The organism is Paenalcaligenes hominis (genome assembly GCF_041359055.1).
Classification (GTDB): Bacteria; Pseudomonadota; Gammaproteobacteria; order Burkholderiales; family Burkholderiaceae_B; genus Paenalcaligenes; species Paenalcaligenes hominis_A.
Window position 1 is genome coordinate 323,025 of the sequence record NZ_JBGJKZ010000003.1, and the last position, 25,296, is coordinate 348,320.

The window sequence follows — 25,296 nt, forward strand, 5'->3', positions numbered from 1 at the left end:
TAATGCGGATGCTGGGCATAGTACAATGATAGCTTGGGGTGATGGTAGAATTTCCTATTCGCCCTTCTACGGTTTGCATCTTGCTTAACTCATCTAAAAAGACAATTTAATATGGATTCCTTTGCTAAGGAGACCCTTCCAATTTCTCTGGAAGAGGAAATGCGTCGCAGTTATTTAGATTACGCCATGAGTGTAATCGTGGGGCGTGCCTTACCTGATGTGCGTGATGGCTTAAAGCCCGTACATCGCCGCGTTTTGTTCGCGATGCACGAGCTCAATAATGACTGGAATCGCGCCTACAAGAAATCTGCGCGTATTGTTGGTGACGTAATTGGTAAATACCACCCACACGGTGACTCTGCTGTTTATGACACTATTGTGCGTTTGGCCCAAGACTTCTCCATGCGTTATATGTTGGTCGATGGACAAGGTAACTTTGGGTCCATTGATGGTGACAGTGCTGCCGCCATGCGATATACCGAAGTGCGCTTGGCAAAAATCTCCCATGAAATGCTGGCAGATATTGACCAAGAAACAGTCGATTTTGTGCCTAACTATGATGGCAGCGAACTAGAGCCGGCTATTTTGCCTTCTCGTTTACCTAACTTATTAGTCAACGGTAGTTCGGGTATTGCGGTGGGTATGGCTACAAATATCCCTCCTCACAATCTCTCCGAGGTAGTAGACGGCTGTTTATATTGTTTGCGCAATCCCGATTGCACGGTTGATGATCTCTTCGAATTCATTCCGGCACCTGATTTCCCTACTGGTGGCATTATTTATGGCATGTCTGGTGTACGCGAAGGCTACCGCACCGGTCGCGGTCGCGTCATCATGCGTGCTAAGGCTCACTTCGAAGACATGGAGCGAGGCTCTCGTCAGGCCATTGTGATCGACGCACTGCCTTATCAGGTCAATAAAAAATCCCTACAAGAACGCATTGCTGACTTAGTCAACGAAAAGAAAATCGAAGGTATCTCCGATATTCGTGATGAGTCAGATAAAGACGGTATGCGCTTGGTTATTGAACTAAAGCGCGGAGAGGTTCCCGAGGTCATTCTCAATAACCTCTATAAAAACACTCAGCTCCAAGAAACGTTTGGTATGAATATCGTGGCTTTGGTAGATGGCCAACCACGTTTATTGAACCTAAAGCAGTTGGTGGAGTATTTCTTATTCCATCGTCGTGAAGTCGTAACACGACGCACTGTATTCCAGTTACGCAAAGCGCGTGAGCGGGGTCATGTGCTTGAGGGTTTAGCCGTAGCTTTAGCGAATATTGATGAATTCATCCGCATTATTCGTGCCGCGCCTACGCCTCCTGATGCACGTCGCGAACTATTGTCGCGTAGTTGGGATGCGCAAATTGTGCGCGACATGTTGGCTCGCGCTGATGATAGTGCGATTCCAGGGGGGCGCTTAGCTTATCGTCCAGACAACCTCGAGGCTCAGTTCGGTTTACAAGCGGACGGTATGTACCGCCTTAGCGAAACTCAGGCTCAAGAAATCCTAAATATGCGCTTACAGCGTTTAACGGGCCTAGAGCAAGACAAGATTGTGGGCGAGTACAAAGAGGTCATGGATCGCATTGCTGATCTATTAGATATCTTGGCGCGTCCCGAGCGTGTAACGCAGATTATTTCAGATGAGCTTATTGCTCTCAAAGACGAGTTCTCTTCAGAAAAAGACGTACGTCGCTCTGAAATCGAATTCAACGCCACCGAACTAGACACCGAAGACTTAATTACCCCCATGGATATGGTGGTTACTTTGTCACACGAGGGCTATATCAAGAGCCAACCGTTGTCAGAATACCGTGCGCAGCGCCGTGGCGGCCGAGGTAAACAAGCAACCACCATGAAAGAGGACGATTGGATCGATAACCTCTTTATTGCGAATACACACGATTATCTCTTGTGTTTCTCGGATCGAGGCCGTGTGTATTGGCTCAAGGTATGGGAAGTACCCCAAGGTTCTCGTAACTCCCGTGGTCGTCCTATTGTGAATATGTTCCCGCTAGAACAAGGCGAAAAAATCACAGTTGTGCTGGCCGTGAAAGAGTTTAGTGATGACCGGTTTGTTTTTATGGCTACCTCTCAAGGTACGGTCAAAAAAACCCAGTTGTCGCATTTTGCCAATCCGCGCAAAGCCGGCATTATTGCCGTAGGCTTAGACGAGGGCGATTACTTAATTGGGGCGCAGATCACGGCTGGCGATCATGATGTCATGCTGTTTTCTGATGCAGGTAAAGCTGTGCGTTTCTGCGAAACGGATGTGCGCCCAATGGGCCGTACTGCTCGTGGTGTGCGTGGTATGAACCTAGACGAAGGCCAAAATGTCATTTCATTACTGGTTGCCGAAGACGAGTCTCAGTCTGTACTGACTGCTACCGAAAACGGCTTTGGTAAGCGTACTTCTATTTCTGAATACACGCGTCATGGGCGCGGTACAAAGGGTATGATTGCTATCCAAACCTCAGATCGAAATGGTTGCTTAGTGGGTGCTGTGCTTGTACGCGAAAGCGACGAAATCATGTTGATTACCAATGCAGGTGTGTTGGTGCGCACTCGCGTTGACGAGATCCGCGAAATGGGCCGGGCTACCCAAGGTGTGACCTTAATTAACGTGGATGAAAGCAGCAAGCTCTCTGGTGTGTACCGTGTGGTAGAAAGTGATGTGGATGTAGATATCGATGTGGACGAGGAAGACCTCGAAAACGAGGATACCAAGCACCCGCCAGTCGATCCAGAGACCCATGACTCCCAAACAGAAGAGTAATTATTGTAATTAGGAAATAAAACTATGCGTCCTTGGAATTTTTCTGCTGGTCCATCCAAGTTTCCAGAGGCAGTGTTGCACAAAGCCGCTGCGGAAATGCTGGACTGGCATGGCTCGGGCATGTCTGTGATGGAAATGAGCCATCGTGGTAAGGAGTTCATGCAAATACGCGATGAGGCAGAGCAAGATTTACGCGACCTACTGCAGGTGCCAGATAATTTTACTGTGCTGTTCATGCAGGGTGGCGCTCAAGCACAAAATGCTTTGGTACCATTAAATTTGCTGGGCTTAAAGCCTGCCGCCAAAGCGGATTACGTGGTTTCAGGTAGTTGGTCAAAGAAATCTTTCCAAGAGGCGCAACATTTTGGTGATATTCAATTAGCTGCTACCTCCGAGGTCATTACACAGATTAACGGTACAGAGCAGGGGGCTTTTACTTGGTTTCCTGAGCCCAGCTCATGGCAGGTTCGTCCTGATAGTTCTTATGTGCATGTGTGCTCGAATGAAACCATTGGTGGCGTAGAGTTCAATGACTGGCCTCGTCTTGATGTGCCTCTAGTCGTTGATGTGTCATCCAATATCCTGTCACGGCCTATTGATTTCACTAAGGTTGATGTTGCTTACGCGGGTGCACAAAAAAATGCAGGGCCTGCGGGGCTTACCTTGGTTATCGTGCGTAAAGATCTATTAGGCTTTAGCAATCCGCATTGCCCTAATGCTTTTAACTACGAGCTCGTAGCAAAAAATGACTCAATGTTAAACACTCCCCCTACCTACTCTATTTATTTAGCTGGCTTAGTTTTTAAGTGGTTAAAAGAACAAGGCGGGGTAGGTGCTATTGAACAAGCCAATCAGGCCAAAGCAGAGCTGTTGTATAGCTATTTAGATCAGTCTAATTTTTACAGAAACACAGTGGCTGCAGCAGCTCGTTCGCGTATGAATGTGCCTTTTTTATTAAATCGAGCCGAGCTAGACGAGACCTTTTTAACCGAAGCCTCAGCAGCAGGCTTATTGCAGTTGCGCGGCCACAAAAGCGTGGGTGGTATGCGGGCCTCTATATACAATGCGATGCCTCTAGAAGGCGTGCAAGCACTGGTTGATTTCATGAAAGGGTTTGAAGCACGCTATGGCTAAAACGCTTTTAGAACGATTACGCCCATGGCGCGAACAAATAGATAGTCTTGACTTGCAGATTCTGCAGCTCTTAAACCAGCGTGCCCAAGCCGCTCTAGAAATCGGCAAGATTAAAGAGCATTACAACGCCACAGACAGCATTCTCAAGCCCGAGCGTGAAGCCCAAATCGTGGCGCACTTACAAGCTATGAACACAGGGCCTATTACTGGTAGCTCTGTTCAAGCGGTTTGGAGCGAAGTGATTTCTGCCTGTAGAGGTTTGGAACGTCAAATGCGCGTGGCCTATTTAGGTCCACAGGGTTCTTTTTCAGAGCAGGCAGCCCTAAGCCACTTTGGTCATTTTGTTGAAACCTTACCCTGTTCCAGCTTTGATGAGGTATTTCGACTAGTTGAGGTCGGTGAGGCTGATGTAGGTATGGTGCCTGTGGAAAACTCTACCGAAGGCGCGGTCAATCGCACTCTAGACTTATTACTGAATTCGTCTTTAAAAGTCTTAGGAGAGCGCTCCATAGCCGTGCATCACTGCTTGATGACTCAAAGTGGCACTATGGATGGGGTAACCCGTGTTATGGCTCACCCGCAGGCTTTGGCTCAATGCCAAAGCTGGTTATCGCGTCACTATCCCAATCTTCACCAGGACGCAGCCTCAAGCAATGCCGAAGCAGCACGTTTAGCGGCCCAAGACCCAACAATAGCTGCTATTGCTGGGCAGCATGCAGCCGAATTTTGGCAGCTTAAATTAATACAAACGGGTATTCAAGACGATGCTCAAAACCGAACTCGTTTCTTGGCGATCGGAAACATCGAGTCGTTGCCATCAGGGAATGACAAGACCAGTTTGATTTTAGCTGTACCGAATCGGGCTGGTGCCGTGCATGAAATGATAGCGCCCTTTGCGGAGCATCAGGTTTCTATGACACGCCTTGAGTCACGGCCTGCACGTACCGGTCAATGGGAATACTATTTTTATATTGATTTGCTCGGTCATAAGGATGACGCAGCGGTGCAAAGCGCCCTAGAGCAGCTCAAGCAACAAGTAGCCTTTTTCAAAGTTCTGGGTTCATACCCACATCAGGCCTAGTCGCTATGACAACAGCAACAGGTTTTGTTATTCCTGTACTTGCAGTGGTTGGGCCAGGCCTGATCGGTGGTTCCATTGCCGCTGCGCTAAAACAAGCAGGGTGCGTGGGCCGCGTGCTTGGCGTAAGTCGTCAGGCCAGCACCTCACAGCAGGCGTTGCAGCTTGGGCTTATTGATGAGATTGTTGATATAACTACGGCCACTCAACGTGCTGACATTATTGTGTTAGCAACTCCAGTAGGTGCTACACGATCTTTGCTCCAGCAAATAAAACCGCATTTACAGCCCCATACGCTCATTACCGATGCCGGCAGTACCAAAGCAGATGTATTGCAAGCAGCCACAGAGGTGCTAGGTGATCAAGTAGCGCAGTTTATCCCTGGGCACCCCATTGCAGGAGCGGAAAAAGCAGGGCCTGATGCTGCATTCGCTGAGCTATACCGTAATCGTATTGTTATTTTGACCCCTCATAAAGAAACCGCTGCAAGCGCGAAGGCGAAAATAATTGACTTATGGGAGCAGTGCGGCGCTCGTGTGATGCTCATGTCTGCTGAAGACCATGACAGGGTATTGGCATCCATTAGCCATGTACCGCATTTTCTGTCTTCTGTGTTTATGTGGCAAGTGGCTAGTGCTGCCGATGCGGATGTGCGTTTGCATGTAGCGGGCAGTGGTTTTAGAGATTTTACTCGTATTGCAGCGGGTTCAGCAGAAGTGTGGCGCGATATTTTTCTTAGTAACCGTGCGGCTGTTTTGGCGGAGCTAAAACAGGTGCGTAAAGCCTTTGAGCAGGCCGAGGCTGCGTTGTTAGAGTCGGACGGAACTGCTTTATATGAATTTTTAGAAAAAGCTGCCTTGGCCCGTCGTTTATGGGGCAGCAGGAGTGGATTGGAATGAGTCTTGAGCAAATTACCCTAGAGCCTGCAACCCACGCCAGTGGCACGGTGCGCCTACCTGGCTCTAAAAGTATTTCTAACCGCGCTTTGCTCTTAGCGGCGTTAACACCAGGCATCACTAGTCTGACAGGGGTACTAGCCTCAGATGATACACGTGTCATGATTGAGGCATTGAATCAATTAGGTGTGCCAGCAGTCAAAGTATCAGACAGTGTGTACCAAATTCATGGGGGCACTCCTTTTAAACACAACCAAGCCGAATTGTTCTTAGGCAACGCAGGAACTGCTTTTCGCTCATTAACCGCCGCATTGGCCTTTTTAGGTGGCGACTATACGTTGACAGGCATTCCGCGTATGCACGAGCGTCCCATAGGGGATTTGGTTGAAGCACTGCAAGGGGCTGGGGCGCAAATTGAGTATCTTGAGAATTCTGGGTATCCACCCCTAAAAATAGGCCAACCTACATTTGATCTGAGTCAGCCTATTCGGGTCAAAGGGTCCGTGTCCAGTCAATTTTTAACTGCATTACTAATGGCTGCTCCCATTGCTGTAGCCCAGACACAAACAGATCTAATCATCGAGGTCGAGGGCACACTTATATCTCAGCCGTATATCGCTATTACAGTCGATATGATGGAAAAGTTTGGGGTGTTGGTGCGCCACGATGAGCACTGGCAGCGTTTTGTTATTCCAAGCGATGCCAGATATGTGTCTCCTGGCGAGTTTCACGTTGAAGGGGACGCCTCTTCTGCCTCCTATTTTTTAGCATTGGGTACTATTGCTGGTGGTCCTATTGAGATCCAAGGGGTAGGAGCACTATCTGTTCAGGGCGATGTACAGTTTGCCAAAGTGATGGAGCTTATGGGAGCGCAGGTAACGTATCTGGCTAACTCTATGGAAGTGACTGGCGTCAATGTGGCCCAGGGTCAACGATTAAAGGCCTTTGATTTGGATTTTAACTTGATTCCCGACGCGGCCATGACAGCCGCTGCTTTAGCCGTTTATGCAGATGGGCCGTGTACGCTGCGCAATATTGCTAGTTGGCGCGTTAAAGAAACAGATCGCATTGAGGCCATGCAAAATGAACTACGTCAGGTGGGGGCTCGGGTGGAATCAGGGCCGGATTGGATTACGGTCTACCCCATTGCAGAAGGGGAGTGGCGCTCGGCTCAAATTGAAACCTATGACGACCACCGTATAGCCATGTGTTTGTCCTTAATGTGTTTTGGGGGCATGTCGCAAACTATTTTAGATCCCAATTGCGTTAGTAAAACCTTCCCCGATTACTTTTCAGTTTTTCAACAATTAATAAAAGGCTAGATGCTCATGGTGGCACCCAACCCTATTCCCCCTGTTATTACCATAGATGGGCCGACCGCATCAGGCAAAGGAACGGTCAGTCACCTTGTGGCCGAGCACTTAGGCTGGCATGTGCTCGATAGTGGGGCTTTGTACCGTTTAACTGCCTTGGCTTGTTTGCGTCAAGCTGTAGACGCAACACATCAAGACCACGTAGCCCAGCTCGCTCGCCAGCTCAATGTGCGTTTTAATCAGGGGCAATGTGTTTTAGATGGTGAGAATGTAACGGACGCCTTGCGTGAGGAACAGGTTGGTTTGCTGGCCTCCCAAGTCGCGACGTACGAGCCTGTACGTACCGCCTTATTAGCACGTCAACGCGACTTTCAACAGCCCCCAGGTCTGGTGGCAGATGGCCGTGATATGGGCACGGTCGTTTTTCCATCGGCTCCTTTAAAAATTTATCTTGTTGCAGATGCGCAATCCCGTGCCGAGCGTCGTTATAAACAGTTGATAGACAAGGGTATATCTGCTAATCTTTCAGAACTATTAGCTGATTTACAGGCACGAGATTTACGCGATACGACACGTTCTATTGCGCCCCTAAAGCCTGCCAAAGACGCAATTACACTGGATTCTTCTCATCTCACCATAGAAGAAACCGTCAATCAGGTGCTAGCCCACTGGGCAGCTACCCAAAATTAAAGGTGTTGTTTAGGCGTTTTTTGCCTTAAATAACGTGTGTTCACTCCACTGGGCGCTTGCGCCCCGTGTGTTCTTGACAAAGCCAGTAATGGCTGATGGATTTTATTTAATGTCCTCCATCTCTACTACCGATGTATTAGGCGGCGAAAGCTTTGCCGATTTATTTGCAGAAAGCCTTCAGTCCCAAGACCTAAAAGCCGGCGAAGTTATCTCTGCCGAAGTCTTGCGCATTGACCACAACTACGTATTGGTTAACGCAGGCTTGAAATCCGAGTCCTTGATTCCTCTCGAAGAGTTCTTGAATGATCAAGGCGAACTCGAAGTGGAACCCGGTGATTACGTTTCTGTTGCTATCGACGCATTTGAAAACGGTTACGGCGACACAATCCTATCTCGCGATCGCGCTAAACGCCTATCAGCATGGCTATCCCTAGAGCAAGCTCTAGAGTCTGGCGAGCTAGTTACCGGTACCATTACTGGCAAAGTAAAAGGCGGTATGACCGTTATGACTAACGGTATCCGTGCTTTCTTGCCTGGTTCTTTGGTTGACCTACGTCCTGTAAAAGACACCACTCCTTACGAGGGCAAAACCGTTGAGTTCAAAGTGATCAAACTCGATCGCAAACGCAACAACGTTGTATTGTCCCGTCGTGCCGTGCTCGAAGCCAGCATGGGCGAAGAGCGTCAAAAACTACTCGAAACCCTCACCGAAGGTATCGTTGTTAAAGGTATTGTTAAAAACATTACCGATTACGGTGCATTCGTGGACTTGGGCGGTATCGATGGTCTATTGCATATCACTGATATGGCATGGCGTCGTGTACGTCACCCTTCCGAAGTCCTTCAAGTGGGTGAAGAAATCGAAGCCAAAGTTCTTAAATTCGACCAAGACCGCAGCCGCGTTTCCTTGGGCGTGAAGCAACTAGGCGAAGATCCTTGGATCGGCCTATCCCGTCGTTACCCTCAGGGCACACGCTTGTTCGGTAAAGTAACTAACCTTACCGATTACGGTGCTTTCGTCGAGGTAGAAGACGGCATCGAAGGTCTAGTACACGTTTCCGAAATGGATTGGACCAACAAAAACGTAGACCCACGCAAAGTTGTTACTTTGGGTGAAGAAGTCGAAGTAATGGTTCTAGACATTGACGAAGATCGTCGTCGTATCTCTCTAGGTATGAAACAATGTCGTCCAAACCCATGGGAAGAGTTCGCATTGAACTTCAAACGTGGTGATAAAGTACGTGGTGCTATCAAATCCATCACTGACTTCGGCGTATTTGTTGGCCTAGACGGTGGTATTGACGGTCTAGTTCACTTGTCCGACCTATCTTGGACTGACAGCGGCGAAGAAGCCGTTCGCAACTACAAGAAAGGCGACGAAGTGGATGCAATCGTTCTTGGTATTGACACCGAGAAAGAGCGTATCTCTTTAGGTATCAAACAGCTCGAAGGCGATCCTTTCAACAACTACGTATCTGCAAACGATAAAGGTGCTGTAGTTAAAGGTACCGTCAAGTCTGTAGAGCCTAAAGGTGCTGTAGTGACTCTATCCGTAGACGTCGAAGGCTACCTACGTGCTTCTGAAATTTCTGCTGGTCGTGTTGAAGATGCAACTACTGCTATCAACGAAGGCGACGAAGTCGAAGCCATGATCATCAACGTAGACCGTAAAGCACGTTCTATTCAGTTGTCTATCAAAGCTATCGATAGCGCAGAAACAGCACAAAGCATGCAGCGTTTATCCGATGCAAGCGCTTCTGCTGGTACCACTAACTTGGGTGCTTTATTACGCGCTCAACTTGAACAGCAGCGTGAAGACGCTGAGTAAAGTGTGACGAAGTCTGAGCTTATTGCACTGTTGGCCAGCCGCAATACGCAGCTGGCCCCAAAGGACACAGAGCTGACGGTAAAGACTATTCTTGATGCCATGACTGCTGCGTTAGAAAGTGGTCAACGTATAGAAATTAGGGGGTTCGGCAGTTTTTCCCTTTCTACACGGGCGTCACGTATAGGGCGCAACCCTCGCTCTGGCGAAAAAGTCCATGTGCCCGCAAAACAAGTACCACACTTTAAGGCAGGCAAAGAGCTCCGCGAACGGGTTGATAATGCTTTTTTAGCACAGCAATCTAACTCGTAGCTTGATGTACATGTCTCAAAAACAGGCTCTTTATGAGCCTGTTTTTGCGTCTGGGCTAATCCCCCCTTTTGCCTTTACAATCAAGGCATCCTTTAATTAGTTGGAGCCATCTATGCGTTATCTAGTCTGGGTATTGCGATTATTGGTTTTTGTCGTGGTGCTATTGTTTGCTCTTAAAAATACAGAGCCAGTTCATGTTAGTTTTTTTGCTGACTATACGTTAACTAATGTCCCACTAATCGTAGTGATGTTGGTCGCATTTTTATTAGGTTTGGTACTGGGGCTATTGCTCATGATTTTAAATATTATGCGCAAGAAACGGGAAATAGCTAAACTCAAACGTGATGTAGCTCGTTTACAAGAGCAGATTCAAAATCCCGCAAAACCTACCGACCCTGCAGCAGTAGAAATTATTGCTCCGCTGGCTCCCCTATAACCGAGGTGCAAAGTGGACTTTGAACCATGGTGGCTCATTATTGTGCCTGTTTTATTTGGCTTGGGTTGGCTAGCGGCACGCTTTGATTTCAAACAAATGCTTTCTGAAAGCAAACAGTTGCCAGACTCGTATTTTAAAGGCTTAAACTTTTTGTTAAATGAAGAGCCTGATCAAGCGATTGATGCTTTTATTGAGGTAGCGAAATTAGACCCGGAAACTACCGAGCTGCATTTTGCCTTAGGCAGTTTATTTAGGCGTCGTGGCGAGATGGAGCGAGCCATCCGCGTGCATCAAAGCCTCTTGGCTCGCACCGATCTGCCTGAAGTAGACAGAGAAAACGCACAGTTTGAAATAGCCCAAGATTTTTTAAAAGCTGGCATGTTGGATCGTGCAGAGGCAGCGTTCGAGGCTGTATCACAAGGGCGGCATGCTGTTCCTGCTGTGCGCGCATTAATTCATATTTACGAGTCGGGGCACGATTGGCCGCAAGCGATAGCTACGGTGGAGCGTTTACGTCAGCTCGTTGATGAGCCAGTGCCCCAGTTAATTCATTACCAATGCGAGCAAGCAGAAGCAGCATTAAAAAAGCGTGAGCCAGAGTTAAAACAGGCCGAGCAGGCACTTAATGAAGCAGAGCGAGCCGCTAAAGAGCTAGGTGCCAAAGAGGGAAGCCGAGCCGCGGCAGCACGCATCTTTATGTTGCGTGCACAGGTAGCACACTTGCAGCAAAATTTGGCTTTGCAGCAGTTTTATCTACAAGAAGTGCTGAGAGTGGCTCCGTTATATGCTGGTTTGGTTGCTGATCAGCTCATGCAGTGTTATGCGGCCCAAGGTTTAGCTGAGCAGGCGTTGCGCGAATTACAAAAACACTATGAACAATATCCCTCGGTTGATGTATTTACTCAGGTTTTTAAAGCCTTACGTACGCAGCAGGGGGCTACTGCTGCATGGGAGTTTGCGCGTGAGGCTTTGCATCAATCCCCCTCTTTACTTGGCTTAGATCGTAGTCTGCAGCTCGAGTTGCAGCACCCAGATAACCCCGAGGCTGCTCATGTACTCGGTGGCGATTTAACGCTCTTACGTACGTTGGTACACAAACATACCCAACGTTTAGATCGTTATGCTTGCCAACATTGTGGGTTTGAGGCTAAACATTTTTACTGGCAATGCCCAGGATGCACGCATTGGGAAACCTATGCACCTAAACGACTCGAGGAGATGCAATGAGTCCGTTTCCAACTCAAGAGCGCATTGCAGCCGTAAAGATTCTTGTGGTCGGGGATGTAATGCTAGATCGGTATTGGTTTGGCGCTGTTAATCGTATTTCCCCCGAGGCCCCAGTTCCTATTGTCAAGGTAACACGCAAAGAGGATCGCTTAGGGGGGGCCGCTAACGTAGCACGTAACTGTGTGGCTTTAGGCGCACAAGCTAGCCTTATTGGCTTAATTGGTAATGACGAAGCCGGCTCTTCGGTACAGCAGCTGTGTCAGACAGAGCAGGTGGATTCGTATTTATGTGTAGATAGCAATCTACCTACTATTTTGAAGTTGCGTATTTTAGGCCGTCAACAGCAATTGCTTAGGGTGGACTTTGAACAAGCCCCTAGCGCAGTCGCTTTGGCTCAGCTTGAAACGCACTTCACGGCATTAGTGGCGCAGCACCATATCGTAGTGTTATCAGATTACGCAAAAGGTGCATTAAGTAGCGTAGAAAAACTTATTCAAATTGCTCGCGACCAAGGGGTGCCCGTGTTAGTAGACCCCAAAGGGGATCAATACACGCGTTATACAGGGGCAGCTAGCATCACGCCAAATCGGGTGGAAATGGAGCAAGCCGTAGGTAAATGGTCGTCTGAAGACGATTTGACGGCTAGAGCTCAAGAGTTACGCCAAAGCTTGAAACTAGAGGCTCTATTAATTACGCGCTCAGAGCAGGGTATGACCATGTATACCGCGCAAGGGCGTGCTCATGCTGCCGCTGAGGCGCAAGAGGTTTTTGATGTGTCTGGCGCAGGTGACACTGTCTTAGCGACGTTAGCAGTTACGCGGGCGGCAGGATTAAGTTGGATTGACGCCATGCACTGGGCTAATAAAGCAGGCAGTGTAGTGGTGGGTAAATTAGGGACTTCAACCGTTACAGCAGAGGAATTACGATGATAGTAGTAACTGGCGGTGCAGGATTTATAGGTAGTAATTTATTACTGGGCCTAAATAAACTAGGCATTAATGACATTTTAGTCGTGGATGATTTGCTTGAGGGTGATAAGTTTCACAATTTAGTCCATGCTGATATTGCGGACTACATGGATAAAGACGCATTTCGGCAGTTAGTTTTATCCGGTGGTTTGCCTCGTATTCAGGCGGTATTACATCAAGGTGCTTGTTCTGCAACCACTGAACGCAATGGCCGCTATATGATGGATAACAACTACCGTGTCACACTAGAGCTGTTTGAATACTGTCAAAAACATAATACGCCGTTTATTTATGCTTCATCGGCTGCTGTTTATGGAGCAGGCCCACGCTACGCAGAAGACTTGCACAATGAAGCCCCATTAAATGTGTATGGCTATTCTAAATTTCTTTTTGACCAAGTAGTACGCAAGCACATGAACCAATTAAGCGCACCCGTTGTGGGTTTGCGTTATTTTAATGTGTATGGCCCCCAAGAAAATCATAAAGGCCGCATGGCATCGGTCGCATTGCACAATATGCATCAATATAAAAATGAAGGATGTGTGCGTTTGTTTGGTGCCTGGGATGGGTATGAAAACGGTGGGCAGCAGCGCGATTTTGTTTATATAGATGATGTGGTTGATGTGAATTTACATTTTTTACAAAACACCGTATCAGGCATATTTAATTGCGGTACAGGACGTGCTCAGCCCTTTAATGACGTAGCACAAACTGTAGTAAACACCATGCGTGAACTAGACGGCCAACCAGCCCTAAGTCTAGAGGATTTGGTACAACAAAATATATTGCAATACATGGATTTTCCAGATGATTTAAAAGGGCGCTATCAAAGCCATACCCAAGCAGATCTGACCCAGTTACGTGCTGCTGGCTATAAAAAAGCATTTGTTGATGTACAAACAGGGGTGCGTGATTACGTATTAAAGCAAAAAGCACAGCTCTAAACGACTGTGAAAACTACGCAAGGGTTCGCTCTTGCGTAGGAGTACGAGCTAGGCAGGGGTAAAAATTTGGTGGATGCTTAATTGCCATCATTTCAAGGAGAACCCTATGTGCTTATTTCGTACCTTATCGCATCCCAAACAATGGGGTCGTGTTATTGTTTGTGTAGTGCTTTTGGCTTGGGCTTGGCAGGCACAAGCAGTCAATTTAAATCAGGCCTCGTTGCAACAATTGCAGCAAATTAAAGGGATTGGGCCTAAAACGGCTGAACGTATTATTCACGAGCGGGATCGAGCGGGCCCATTTAGCTCGTTACAGGATTTATCCGATCGGATAAAAGGCATCGGTCCCAAACGTCTCAGTGGTCTGCATGAGGCTGGCTTAACCATAGAGCCCATGCCCGCAGTGCCGCCTGCAGACAAAAACACAAAAAAACAAGCCAAGTAATACGGCAGTCAGTATCATAGAACTATATAGGTTGAGCTCAGTACGCTGAGCTCTGGGTATTCAAAAGAGGTGGTATGAAAAATTATCCAACAATAGAAGATACGATAGGAATGACTCCACTGGTGCGCTTGCAGCGTCTACCCGAGCTTTATCAAGTCGGGCGTGGGACTGTTGTCTTGGCTAAACTCGAAGGCAATAACCCCGCTGGCTCAGTCAAAGACCGTGCAGCCAGCTCCATGATCAAAATGGCCGAAGCCCGTGGCTTAATCAAACCCGGCGATACACTGATCGAGGCCACCAGTGGCAATACAGGTATTGCTTTAGCCATGATAGCTGCGGTACGTGGCTACAAAATGATTTTGATCATGCCAGATAACCTATCCCTAGAGCGTCGGGCCTCCATGACCGCCTATGGTGCCGAACTTATCCTAACACCAGCCGAGGCCGGTGGCATGGAATACGCGCGCGACTTAGCTTTACAAATGCAAGCCGAAGGCAAGGGCATAGTGTTGGATCAGTTTGCAAACCAAGACAATCCTCTAGCACATATCCAAGGCACAGGCCCTGAGCTCTGGCAGCAAACCAATGGTCAGATTACCCATTTTGTCAGCGCAATGGGCACAACTGGCACCATCATGGGTGTAGGCAGTTATTTGCGTTCTCAAAACCCAGCTGTACAAATTATTGGTGCTCAACCCGCCGATGGCGCACAAATTCCAGGTATTCGTAAATGGCCCCAGGAATACCTACCAAAAATCTATGACGCTAGCCAAATTTCTGCACTAGAGTCTATAGGCCAAGACGAGGCCGAACAAATGGCGCGTGCTTTAGCTGCCCAAGAAGGGATTTTTGCGGGTATTTCATCTGCTGGTGCTTTGGTGGCGGCATTGCGCGTGGCACAGCGCGTTGAAAATGCCACCATTGTGTTTATTGTGTGTGACCGTGGCGACCGTTATCTTTCTACTGGGGTATTCAACCCTTAGTCTGTATACCCCAAACCCAAAAACCCTCTGCTAACTACGTTATACAGAGGGTTTTTATTTGGTTGTATCCTATGCTATTGCGCTCGGCGTTGTGCAAGCAGGTCTGCAAAATCAGACACAGTGCTGGCATAAAAGTAGCTACGATTGTACGAGGTAATAGCGTAGAAGTTAGGGGTGGCCAAGCGGTACTCTGCTGTGCCTTGGCTTTCTTCGACTAAGTTAATTACACCCAGTGGCTGTGACATCCATAGAGCAGAGCTGGTGTTAGGGTCGCGCACGGCCTGGGCTTGTAGCAGTGTATTCCAGTTTGATTTAGGGGTTAGTCCCCCATCGACCCAGTCTTTGGCTTTTTGGTCATTGAGATGTACCGGAGCAAAAACGGGTATGTCGGGTTGCCAACCGTGTTCAATTAAAAAATTGGCTACAGAGGCCAAAATATCTGGCAAGGAAGCAAATAAATCAATCTCGCCATCGTTATCAGCATCTACGGCATAGCGCATCAAACTGCCAGGCATAAATTGGGGTAGGCCAATAGCGCCAGCAAACGAGCCTGTGATGGTATTGGCATCAATCTTGCCTTGGTAGTCCAACACAATAAGATCAGCAAGTTGGTCCCTAAAGAGCTGTCCGCGTTCTGGGCGACTATTGTCAGGGTAGCTGAAACCCAGTGTTAACAAAGCATCTAGCACTCGAAAGTCACCCGTATAGCGGCCATAAATAGTTTCTACACCAATAATCGATACCAAGATCTCGGGGGGAACGCCGTATTGTTGGGCTGTGCGTTGTATCACATCGGCATGTTGATCCCAAAACTCTAGTCCAGCTTTAATACGAATTGGTTCAATAAAGCGGTTTTTATAGGTGCTCCAACTGCGTTTGATTTGTCCTTTGTTGGGAGCCATCAGTTGGGCCACCTTGGCATTGTAATTAGCCGTTTTTAAGAGCGCTTCGATGCGAGCAAAAGGGATGTTCGTTAATTGGGCCAATTCTTGTGCCCACTCGTATAAATACGGGCTCAGACTACCGTCAGCTTGAAAATAATCCTGTCGGCCATGAATGGATGAGCCGGATTTAGGGTGAGCCTCCATATCTAGGGTTAAGGCTGATGGTGTAGAAGGCGTAGAAGGCACATGATGACTGGATTGAGGGCTGTTAGTTTGGGAGGTCGCGCAACCCATTATTAACAAACTGCAAAAACAAGCTTGCACTAAGCGCGTTTTTCTGAACATAATCAAACCTTATGGAGACAATATTTATAACTCATCCTTCTTTTTATCAGCATGAGATGGGAACAGAGCACCCCGAGTCGCCGTTACGCTTACAGGCCATACAAAAACACTTAGCGCAAACGGGGCTAGCAAACATGCTGCACGAAATGACTGCTCTTAAAGCCAAAGAGGAGGATTTGTCGCGTGTACACAGCCTACATCATATCGCTAAAATACGGCAATACGCACCTGAAACAGGCTACTACAGCATCGACGCGGATACGGTTCTAAATCCACATACTCTCGAGGCAGCTTATTACGCAGCCGGAGCCGGGGTTTTAGCTGTAGATCAGGTGATGTCAGGGCAGGCCCACCGTGCTTTTTGTGCAGTGCGTCCGCCTGGGCATCATGCCTGTTTCGATCAAGCCATGGGTTTTTGTTTTTTTAATAATGTTGCTGTTGCAGCGGCGTATGCGATTGAAACATATGGTTTAGATCAAGTTGTTATTGTGGATTTTGATGTGCACCATGGGAATGGAACCGAAGACATTTTTGCCCACCAAGACCAAGTACAGATGTTTGGCTTTTATCAGCATCCTTTTTACCCACATGCTCGCCATTTACCCGAAGCACCAAATATGTACAATGAGGCGGTGCCAGCGGGTACTGATTCCGCCGCTATTCGAGAGTTAGTAACACACAACTGGCTGCCCCGATTACGCCAGCTGAAGCCCAAACTATTATTTTTTTCTGCTGGCTTTGATGCGCATACCGAAGACACCATGGCACAAATGCATTTAACCGAGGCAGATTTTGCTTGGATTACCGATCAGGTCATGCAGGCAACGGCGCTCAGTACCCATGGTCGAGTTATCAGTATGCTTGAAGGAGGCTATGCGTTAGACGCTTTAGCGCGTAGTGTGGCTGCACATATAAAGGTGCTAGCGGGACTAGCCAATGACTAAGTCATTTTTTTGAGCAACACACAAAATGCTTTATGATTAGTCATTGCACAATCTATTTTTAGCTAAATTGGAGATTACCTGATGAAGGTGTTGGTGCCTGTGAAACGTGTAGTTGACCATAACGTCAAGGTACGCGTAAAGTCTGACCAAACTGGTGTAGACATAGCAAACGTAAAAATGTCAATGAATCCCTTTGATGAGATTGCAGTAGAAGAAGCAATTCGGCTTAAAGAAAAAGGGGTGGTAACCGAGGTCGTAGCGGTATCGTGTGGTGAAAAACCTTGCCAAGAAACCCTACGCACGGCAATGGCAATTGGTGCTGATCGTTCAATTCAGGTTGAGACTGATGTTGAGCTACAGCCCTTAGCCGTGGCTAAACTATTAAAAGGGGTCGTAGATTCCGAGCAGCCTCAACTTGTCATTTTAGGCAAACAAGCTATTGATGATGATGCGAACCAAACTGGTCAAATGTTGGCAGCTTTATTGGATTGGCCCCAAGCCACCTTTGCTAGTGCGGTAGAGCTCGAAGGGGATCAGGTAAAAGTAACGCGTGAAGTAGATGGTGGGCTAGAAACCATCAGTCTTAGCTTGCCTGCTGTTATTACCACCGACTTGCGCCTCAATGAGCCACGCTATGTGACCTTACCGAACATCATGAAAGCAAAGAAAAAAACCATTGATGTGTTGACCCCAGAAGGCCTAGGGGTAGATGTAGCTCCGCGTATCAAAACGCTTAAAGTCACCGAGCCAGCAGCCCGTGCTGCAGGAGAAATGGTAGCGGATGTGGCAACACTGGTTGCAAAACTTAAAAATGAAGCAAAGGTGATTTAAATGTCGATACTTGTCATTGCTGAACACGATAATGTAGAGCTCAAAGGCGCGACCTTAAATACCGTTGCTGCCGCCTCCCAATTAGGAAACGACATTCATGTGTTAGTGGCCGGAGAAAATGCCGGGGCTGTTGCTGAGGCAGCGTCCCAAATTCAGGGCGTTACCAAAGTGCTTTTAGCCGAAAGCTCTGCTCTAGCTAATGGTTTGGCCGAAAATGTAGCAGCGCAGGTTTTAAGCGTAGCCGATGCCTACACGCACCTTTTATTTCCTGCTACAGCAGCAGGTAAAAACGTAGCGCCGCGCGTGGCAGCTAAATTGGACGTGGCACAAATTTCAGATGTGTTGTCGGTTGAGTCTGCTGATACGTTTACGCGTCCTATTTACGCCGGCAACGCGATTGCAACCGTACAGTGTGCAGATCCTAAATTGGTGCTTACTGTTCGTACCACTGCGTTTGATGGGGCAGAGCCCACAGGGGGCGCTGCAGTAGTAGAAACCTTAGCTACGCAAAACGACAGTGGAAAGTCCAGCTTCGTAAGCCGTGAAATGGCAAAAAGTGATCGTCCAGACCTAGCCGATGCGACGGTAGTCGTATCAGGCGGACGTGGTCTAGGTAGCAAAGAAAACTTTGCCTTAATTGAAACCTTGGCTGATAAGCTAGGTGCAGCCGTAGGGGCTTCTCGTGCTGCCGTCGATGCTGGCTATGCGCCTAACGACTGGCAAGTGGGGCAAACAGGTAAAATTGTGGCACCACAGCTTTATATTGCGGTAGGCGTATCGGGTGCTATTCAGCATTTGGCTGGCATGAAAGACTCCAAGGTCATTGTTGCTATTAACAAAGACCCCGAGGCACCCATCTTTAGTGTGGCAGATTACGGTTTAGTGGCTGACCTATTCGAGGTTTTGCCCGAGTTAACCAACGCTCTCTAAATCAAGAAAAAGCCTGTAGTTTTGCTACAGGCTTTTTTTATGGCCGTCTTGCTTGAGGATAAACTATGACTTATCACGTACCGCGTGCTGATATTCAGTTTGTGTTTGAACATTTGGTTGATGTGCCTGCTTTGCTAAGCTTGCCAGGAAATGAAGAGCTTTCGGCTGAACTACTACAAGCCGTACTTGATGAAGGGGCGCGCTACATAGAGCAAGAGGTGGTTCCGTTAAACCAAGCCTCCGATAGACAACCACCTCAAAAAACAGCGCATGGTGTAACGACGACGCCAGGCTTTAAGGCTGCGTACCAGACCTTTCAACAATCGGGATGGCAAGGCTTACAGCACAGCAGTATCTACGGAGGCCAAGGTCTGCCTAAATTGGTTGGGGCTGCATTTGGCGAAAGCATGAGTGCAGCGTGTGCCTCGTTTGCGTTGTGCCCTGTGTTAACAGATTCGGTTATTGAAACGTTAATTGTGGCGGGAACGCCCAGTCAGCAAGAACTGTATTTACCCTCCATGATTACAGGAGCGTGGACGGGTACGATGAACTTGACTGAACCACAGGCAGGTTCGGATTTATCATTGGTGCAGTGCCAAGCCATACCTCAGTCCGATGGAAGCTATAGACTGCATGGTGAAAAAATATTTATCTCTTACGGCGAGCACGATCTAGCGGACAATATTATTCATTTGGTTTTGGCGCGTACCCCTGAGGCAGCCCCTGGTATTGCAGGTTTGTCGTTATTTTTGGTTCCTCATTATTTGGTGCAAGATCAAGGTGACTATGCCAAAGGCGCACGCAATGACGTAATTTGTGCTTCTTTAGAAGAAAAAATGGGCCTACATGGTAGTCCTACTGCTGTGATGCGTTATGGGGATGACGGCGGTGAGGTGGGGGCGGGCGCTATTGCGTACTTAGTGGGTGAGCTGAACCAAGGCTTGAACTATATGTTCATCACCATGAATGCGGCACGTTTTGCTATTGGTATTCAAGCTTTGGGGGTAGCGGATCGTGCTTTATACCAAGCCGAACAGTACGCAGCTGAGCGTCAACAAGGCCCTGATTTAAAGCGCCGTTTTCCTAGTCCCGTTTATATTCATCATCATCCCGATGTAGAGCGCATGCTTCAAACCATGCGTGCCTTAACGGAAAGCACCCGCGCATTAAGCTATTATGCGGCCTGGTTAAAAGACATGGCTTTGCATCATCCGCATGCCGATCAGGCTGCGAACTATCAACGGCAGCATGAGTTTTTAGTGCCTATAGTAAAAGGTTTTGCTACCGAAATGGTGAACGAGGTCGCTGCCTTGGGCATACAAGTGCATGGCGGTATGGGTTTTATCGAGGAAACGGGTGCAGCCCAATATGCGCGTGATTGTCGTGTCTTTGCTATTTACGAAGGCACCACAGCCATTCAGGCCAATGATTTAATAGGTCGTAAAGTGTTACGCGATCAGGGGCAGCAAGCGTTGTCGTGCTTAATTCCCATCCGTACCACTATTGCTGAACTTGAGCAGCAGCGCAATCAGCCTGAATTACTTTTTATTGCCCAGCGTTTAGAGCAGGCTTGTCAGGCTTATGAGCAAGCAGTATCGCACTTATTGCAGCAGCATCAAGCCCAACAACCCCGAGCTGTTTATTTTGGTAGTGTGCCGTTTCTTATGTTGGCAGGCATTGTTCTAGGGGGCTGGATGATCGCACGCTCGGCTCAGGCCAGTGTGGGTGCAGAGACAGAGTTTTTGCGTAAAAAAATCAGTACGGCTTTGTCTTACGCAGCCTATATTTTGCCACGAGCCCAAGGGCATGCGCAGTCCATTCAGGCAGGAGCTCTGTTGGATCAGTACAGTAGTTATTAATTTTAACTAGTCATAATTCAAGCCCTTGGCATAGTCCAAGGGCTTTTTTGTGGTAAATAGGACGCAATTGGACTTGAGAATAATGCTGTATGGATATACAGTACATTTATTGATCCTACTCGATAACGGAGCACCTATGACCAAACCTTCTTTTGCCCAATACCTTTTACAAAGTCGAGCTCACCCTGCATTAGCTCATAAAAGTGCGTTCGAACTCTATAAAAGCTATCAGCGCCTAGAGATGCGTTCGCGTTGGCCGGCTTCTTTATTTATTTGGCGACGTGCATCAACAAATTACTCCTAAACGCTTTCTTTATCATAATTTTTAATGTTAAAATGGCGGATTCATCCTCTGTCGGGCTGTATATAACAACCCTTTGCCCGTATACGATGTAATCTGGAGCTTATTGTGAATATTATTGATATCCTAGAACAGGAAGAAATGCAGCGTTTAACCGCTGACAATCCACGTCCTGAATTCAACCCTGGTGACACTGTAGTTGTTAGCGTTAACGTAGTTGAAGGTACACGCAAACGTGTACAGGCATACGAAGGCGTTGTGATTGCTAAACGCAATCGTGGTCTAAACTCCTCTTTTATCGTGCGTAAAATCTCTTCTGGCGAAGCCGTAGAGCGTACATTCCAATTGTACTCTCCTCAAATCGCTAACATCGAAGTGAAGCGTCGCGGTGCTGTTCGTCGTGCTAAGCTATACTACCTACGTAACCGTTCGGGTAAAGCTGCACGTATCAAAGAAAAATTGGTACGTAAAACCGTTGCATAATTGCTCCGGTTTGGTAAAAAGACACCCGAAGGGGTGTCTTTTTTTTATGGGTGAAAGGAGCTATGCAAACAACTGATTTGGCCGCCATCGAAGCATCGCGTCTGGGTTATATTCCAGATCAACAGCCTGTACAGTATTTGCCGCCTTTACCTCCTATTAGCCCTCGTTATCTACAGCCAAATTTTTTACGTCAGACCTTAGCCCAACCCATTGATTGGTCAGTGGAGCCTCTATTTGCACACGAGTTCGTGCATGATTTTGACGCCTACCCAACTGCTCGCCAAGCAGCGGTTTGTATTCCTTTAATAGAACGCGAGCAAGGTTTGTCTGTGCTTTTAACACGCCGTGCAGGGCACTTAGTGCATCATGCAGGACAAATTTGTTTCCCTGGTGGGCGTGTGGAAAAAACCGACCAAAGTGTGATTCACACGGCGTTACGGGAAACCCACGAAGAGGTCGGGATAGCACCGCATTTTATGCAAGCACTAAGTGAAGAGCCTATTTTTATTACAAACTCTCGCTTTGCTATGCGTCCAGTGGTTGCTTTGGTGCAACCCGATTTCCATCTTCATATTGACCCTGCCGAAGTGGCAGAGGTGTTCGAGGTACCGTTATCTGTATTAATGGACCCAGCACAGCACCAGCTTCATCGTTTACAAAAACCTCACCAACCAGTTCGTTATTATTTTTCCATGCGTTGGCAGCACTATTTTATTTGGGGAGCTACGGCCGTGGTAATACGCAACCTCTATCATCATGTGGCAGCCTTAGCTCAACATTTCGATGCTTCTAAGCCTTAGTATTTAGGCTGACTTTCAAGCTCGTGCAATAAGCGTTGATATAAAGCGTAGCGGTCAGGGTGAATGCGCCCCCCCTCGAAGGCTGCTACCACACCACAGCCTGGTTCATGACGGTGACTACAATTATAAAAACGGCAGTGTTGAATAGGCTCATGAAACTCAGTAAACCCACGGACTAAATCTTCAGGCGTGAGGTGAGCGATACCAAAGGCCTGAAAGCCAGGTGAGTCAATAATTTTTCCCGTGCTATTTGGAATATGATAGAGCTTGGTGCTGGTAGTAGTATGACGCCCTGTTCCTAGTGCTTCCGAGTGGGCTTGGGTATGAGCTTGGGCTGCAGGAACCAAAGCGTTCAAAATCGTTGATTTTCCCATACCGCTTTGACCTAAAAGTAGGGTGGTCTTGTCGTGCAGTAAACCGTCTAATGCAGCATGCACTTGGGCATGATCAAGCGCATGCACCTCAATAACAGGCACCCCTATGTCTAGTAAAGGCTGTAAACGTTGTCGAGCAAGAGCGGTAGAAGCTAAATCGGCTTTATTGAGCAAAATATAAGGCGTAATGCCTGCGGTTTCTGCTGCAACCAAGGCCCGACCCGTTAAATCCTCAGAAAACATAGGTTCGGCTGCCAGCACAATAAATAACTGATCAATATTGGCAGCAAACTGTTTAGAGCGCATTTCATCCGAACGATAAAGTAAATTGTTGCGCTCATGGAGCCGTTCTATAGCAGCGCGCTCGCCTTGGGTGCTGATATCGACCCAATCACCTACACAAATACCACCACGTTTTCCTCTGGGGAAACATTTTATGACTTCGCCCGATGCCAGCTCTACAAAATAATGACGGCCATGGCCCGCAATAACCTGACCGGTTTGGGTTGCCGTCGTGGTGGCTTGGGTGCCGAGGTGTTGGCGATGAGGTTTAGTTCGTTTCATAAAATTGCTTTAGATAATGCACGCGCTGGATAGCTGGCGGATGACTAGAGTAATACGCAGAGTACAAGGGGTCGGGGGTGAGTGTGGCTGCATTATCGTCATACAGTTTGAGCAAAGCTTGGACAAGGAACTGGGGTTTGGATTGTGCAGCAGCAAACGCATCAGCCTGGTATTCGTCTTTGCGTGATAAAAAGCTAAATAATGGCCCAGCCCAAAACGTAAATATAGGCACGGTTAAAAAGAATAAAATCAGTGCTAAGCCATCATTAGGACGGCTTAGTTGAGGCAATACACCTAGCTCAGTGTAAAACCACACATGCTGCGATAACCAACCTAAACAAAGCAATAAAATCAGCGACACACCAAAAGACAGCAGCATACGTTTGCGAATGTGATGGTGTTTAAAATGCCCAAGTTCGTGAGCGAGTACGGCTTCAATTTCATCTTCATTTAACTTGTTCAACAGGGTGTCAAAAAACACAATACGCTTGTTGTTTCCTATGCCTGTGAAATAGGCATTGCCATGTGCAGAGCGTTTGGAGCCATCCATTACGAACAAGCCATTTAGGGTAAAGCCACAACGTTGCGCCAGTTGCTCGATACGGGCTTTTAAATCAGCGCGCTCTAGAGACTGAAATTTATTGAATAATGGTGCAATAACACTGGGAAATAACCACATCACACACAGACTAAAGCCAACCCAAATAGCCCATACCCACCACGGCCAAGCCGCGCCAGCCGTAGCCATAAGCCACAATACAGCACTGATAAGAGGTACACCTAAAAATACGCTGAGCAACAGGGTTTTAATTAAATCACTAATAAATAAACGTGGGGTGATGCGGTTGAAGCCAAAGCGTTGTTCTAACACAAAGGTGCGCCAAATAGTAAAAGGCAATTGAACCAAGCCACCCAAAAAAAATACGCTACCGATTAAAGCCAATTGTCTAAGCCAATCATTGTCGAAAGTGCGCGCCCAAAATAGGTCTAGCCATTGCAGGCCGCCAAGCAATAGCAGTGCCACAAGCAGTGCTGTGTCAACTGTACTTTCTAAAAGCGAGAGCTGGGCGCGTGCAGAGGTATATTTTGCTGCACGTTGATGACTACGTAAGCTAATATGGTGACTGAACTCCGCTGGCACCTGATTCTGGTGCGCGCGTACATAGCGTATTTGACGCAACGCAAGGTAATTACGTACGCTGAAGTCAGCGACGAGAAAAATAACGAACAAAATGAGCAGTGTCATAAGGCAGTGCCTAAATTATTTTTAAGGATTTACTAGTAATGACAGTCAAGGATCAACGCCTAGTGTGGTTGGATATGGAAATGACAGGCTTAGACCCTGAAAAAGAGCGCATTATAGAGGTGGCAGTTGTAGTAACCGAAGCCGATTTGACTTTGGTTGCCGAAGGCCCTGTTCTTGTTATACACCAAAGTAATGAGTTACTGGACGCGATGGACAACTGGAACAAAGGCACGCATGGCAATAGCGGTTTAATCGACAAGGTGAAAGCATCTAATTTAGCCGAAGCCGAAGCAGAGGATATTTTACTGGAATTTCTCAAAAAGCACGTGCCCAGTGGCAAATCTCCTTTGTGTGGGAATACCATCAGTCAAGACCGCCGCTTTATGTATAAATACATGCCGCGTTTAGAGCAGTTTTTTCATTACCGCAATTTGGACGTTAGCACCTTAAAGGAAATCGCCTTGCGTTGGAAGCCAGCGGTAGTGAAAAGCTTTGTAAAACAAAATAAACACGAAGCGTTAGCCGACATTTATGAGTCCATTAACGAGCTAAAGCACTACCGTGAGCACTTTTTAAATCTAACGCCAAGCGCTGAAAACTAAAGCACTGGTTATCTAACAGTCCATGCTTCGGACGCCCGATTGCTAAGGGATAATCCTAGCATCAGGGCGTCTTTTTACGCGTTAATATGATACTAATTATCAAC

General features: G+C 47.5%; 25 protein-coding genes. 22 read left to right on the plus strand and 3 right to left on the minus strand.

Features of this window, described 5'->3' with window-relative positions; translation table 11 throughout:
- The first annotated feature begins 111 nt into the window (after positions 1–111).
- The 14 genes from gyrA to cysM all read left to right on the plus strand — a co-directional run bounded on the left by gyrA (position 112) and on the right by cysM (position 15,029).
- Positions 112–2,778: a DNA gyrase subunit A gene (gene gyrA, locus ACBP46_RS08755; protein WP_371016350.1), complete on the plus strand. Its 2,667-nt coding sequence runs from the start codon at positions 112–114 to the stop codon at positions 2,776–2,778.
- Positions 2,779–2,802: 24 nt separating this feature from the next.
- Positions 2,803–3,912, plus strand: coding sequence for a 3-phosphoserine/phosphohydroxythreonine transaminase (gene serC / locus ACBP46_RS08760; protein ID WP_371016351.1), 1,110 nt, complete (start codon positions 2,803–2,805; stop codon positions 3,910–3,912).
- Positions 3,905–4,993, plus strand: a complete 1,089-nt coding sequence (gene pheA, locus ACBP46_RS08765; protein ID WP_371016352.1) for a prephenate dehydratase — start codon at positions 3,905–3,907, stop codon at positions 4,991–4,993. Before serC ends, pheA begins: the two co-directional genes overlap by 8 nt.
- Positions 4,994–4,998: 5 nt before the next feature.
- Positions 4,999–5,889 carry a prephenate dehydrogenase gene (locus ACBP46_RS08770; RefSeq protein WP_371016353.1) on the plus strand — a complete coding sequence of 297 codons (891 nt, stop codon included), beginning with the start codon at positions 4,999–5,001 and terminating at the stop codon, positions 5,887–5,889.
- Positions 5,886–7,208, plus strand: coding sequence for a 3-phosphoshikimate 1-carboxyvinyltransferase (gene aroA / locus ACBP46_RS08775; RefSeq protein WP_371016354.1), 1,323 nt, complete (start codon positions 5,886–5,888; stop codon positions 7,206–7,208). The genes ACBP46_RS08770 and aroA overlap by 4 nt, the downstream gene beginning before the upstream one ends.
- Positions 7,209–7,889 (plus strand): (d)CMP kinase, encoded by a 681-nt coding sequence (gene cmk, locus ACBP46_RS08780; protein WP_371016355.1) that lies wholly within the window; start codon positions 7,209–7,211, stop codon positions 7,887–7,889.
- Between the two features lie 109 nt (positions 7,890–7,998).
- The gene (gene rpsA, locus ACBP46_RS08785; protein WP_371016356.1) at positions 7,999–9,717 is read left to right on the plus strand and encodes a 30S ribosomal protein S1; all 1,719 of its coding nucleotides are present in this window, start codon (positions 7,999–8,001) and stop codon (positions 9,715–9,717) included.
- Positions 9,718–9,720: 3 nt separating this feature from the next.
- On the plus strand, positions 9,721–10,026 hold the full coding sequence (locus tag ACBP46_RS08790; RefSeq protein ID WP_371016357.1) for an integration host factor subunit beta: 306 nt from the start codon (positions 9,721–9,723) through the stop codon (positions 10,024–10,026).
- A gap of 112 nt (positions 10,027–10,138) precedes the next feature.
- Positions 10,139–10,462: a LapA family protein gene (locus ACBP46_RS08795; protein ID WP_371016358.1), complete on the plus strand. Its 324-nt coding sequence runs from the start codon at positions 10,139–10,141 to the stop codon at positions 10,460–10,462.
- Between the two features lie 12 nt (positions 10,463–10,474).
- A complete protein-coding gene (gene lapB / locus ACBP46_RS08800; protein ID WP_371016359.1) occupies positions 10,475–11,689 on the plus strand; it encodes a lipopolysaccharide assembly protein LapB in 1,215 nt (404 codons plus the stop codon).
- Positions 11,686–12,618: a D-glycero-beta-D-manno-heptose-7-phosphate kinase gene (rfaE1, locus tag ACBP46_RS08805; RefSeq protein ID WP_371016360.1), complete on the plus strand. Its 933-nt coding sequence runs from the start codon at positions 11,686–11,688 to the stop codon at positions 12,616–12,618. The genes lapB and rfaE1 overlap by 4 nt, the downstream gene beginning before the upstream one ends.
- Positions 12,615–13,601 (plus strand): ADP-glyceromanno-heptose 6-epimerase, encoded by a 987-nt coding sequence (gene rfaD, locus ACBP46_RS08810; RefSeq protein WP_371016361.1) that lies wholly within the window; start codon positions 12,615–12,617, stop codon positions 13,599–13,601. The genes rfaE1 and rfaD overlap by 4 nt, the downstream gene beginning before the upstream one ends.
- A gap of 106 nt (positions 13,602–13,707) precedes the next feature.
- Positions 13,708–14,046 carry a ComEA family DNA-binding protein gene (locus ACBP46_RS08815; protein ID WP_371016362.1) on the plus strand — a complete coding sequence of 113 codons (339 nt, stop codon included), beginning with the start codon at positions 13,708–13,710 and terminating at the stop codon, positions 14,044–14,046.
- Positions 14,047–14,120: 74 nt separating this feature from the next.
- On the plus strand, positions 14,121–15,029 hold the full coding sequence (cysM, locus tag ACBP46_RS08820; RefSeq protein ID WP_371016363.1) for a cysteine synthase CysM: 909 nt from the start codon (positions 14,121–14,123) through the stop codon (positions 15,027–15,029).
- Between the two features lie 74 nt (positions 15,030–15,103).
- Here cysM and mltB read toward each other — a convergent pair whose 3' ends face one another.
- On the minus strand, positions 15,104–16,258 hold the full coding sequence (gene mltB, locus ACBP46_RS08825) for a lytic murein transglycosylase B (RefSeq protein ID WP_371016364.1): 1,155 nt from the start codon (positions 16,256–16,258) through the stop codon (positions 15,104–15,106).
- Between the two features lie 11 nt (positions 16,259–16,269).
- Here mltB and ACBP46_RS08830 point away from each other — a divergent pair, with 11 nt between their 5' ends.
- The 7 genes from ACBP46_RS08830 (at position 16,270) to ACBP46_RS08860 (ending at position 22,406) form a co-directional block, all read left to right on the plus strand.
- Positions 16,270–17,202 carry a histone deacetylase family protein gene (locus ACBP46_RS08830; protein WP_371016365.1) on the plus strand — a complete coding sequence of 311 codons (933 nt, stop codon included), beginning with the start codon at positions 16,270–16,272 and terminating at the stop codon, positions 17,200–17,202.
- A gap of 81 nt (positions 17,203–17,283) precedes the next feature.
- On the plus strand, positions 17,284–18,033 hold the full coding sequence (locus tag ACBP46_RS08835; RefSeq protein WP_371016366.1) for an electron transfer flavoprotein subunit beta/FixA family protein: 750 nt from the start codon (positions 17,284–17,286) through the stop codon (positions 18,031–18,033).
- The gene (locus tag ACBP46_RS08840) at positions 18,034–18,963 is read left to right on the plus strand and encodes an electron transfer flavoprotein subunit alpha/FixB family protein (RefSeq protein ID WP_371016367.1); all 930 of its coding nucleotides are present in this window, start codon (positions 18,034–18,036) and stop codon (positions 18,961–18,963) included.
- Between the two features lie 65 nt (positions 18,964–19,028).
- Positions 19,029–20,822, plus strand: a complete 1,794-nt coding sequence (locus tag ACBP46_RS08845) for an acyl-CoA dehydrogenase (protein ID WP_371016368.1) — start codon at positions 19,029–19,031, stop codon at positions 20,820–20,822.
- Between the two features lie 136 nt (positions 20,823–20,958).
- Positions 20,959–21,126, plus strand: a complete 168-nt coding sequence (locus ACBP46_RS08850) for a hypothetical protein (protein WP_371016369.1) — start codon at positions 20,959–20,961, stop codon at positions 21,124–21,126.
- Between the two features lie 105 nt (positions 21,127–21,231).
- On the plus strand, positions 21,232–21,606 hold the full coding sequence (gene rplS, locus ACBP46_RS08855; protein ID WP_371016370.1) for a 50S ribosomal protein L19: 375 nt from the start codon (positions 21,232–21,234) through the stop codon (positions 21,604–21,606).
- 62 nt (positions 21,607–21,668) lie between these two features.
- A complete protein-coding gene (locus tag ACBP46_RS08860) occupies positions 21,669–22,406 on the plus strand; it encodes a CoA pyrophosphatase (RefSeq protein WP_371016371.1) in 738 nt (245 codons plus the stop codon).
- Here ACBP46_RS08860 and rsgA read toward each other — a convergent pair.
- Positions 22,403–23,344, minus strand: coding sequence for a ribosome small subunit-dependent GTPase A (rsgA, locus tag ACBP46_RS08865; protein ID WP_371016372.1), 942 nt, complete (start codon positions 23,342–23,344; stop codon positions 22,403–22,405). The genes ACBP46_RS08860 and rsgA overlap by 4 nt on opposite strands.
- Positions 23,331–24,590 (minus strand): M48 family metallopeptidase, encoded by a 1,260-nt coding sequence (locus ACBP46_RS08870; protein WP_371016373.1) that lies wholly within the window; start codon positions 24,588–24,590, stop codon positions 23,331–23,333. The genes rsgA and ACBP46_RS08870 overlap by 14 nt, the downstream gene beginning before the upstream one ends.
- Before the next feature lie 38 nt (positions 24,591–24,628).
- Here ACBP46_RS08870 and orn point away from each other — a divergent pair, with 38 nt between their 5' ends.
- Positions 24,629–25,192: an oligoribonuclease gene (gene orn, locus ACBP46_RS08875; protein WP_371016374.1), complete on the plus strand. Its 564-nt coding sequence runs from the start codon at positions 24,629–24,631 to the stop codon at positions 25,190–25,192.
- Positions 25,193–25,296 lie beyond the last annotated feature (104 nt).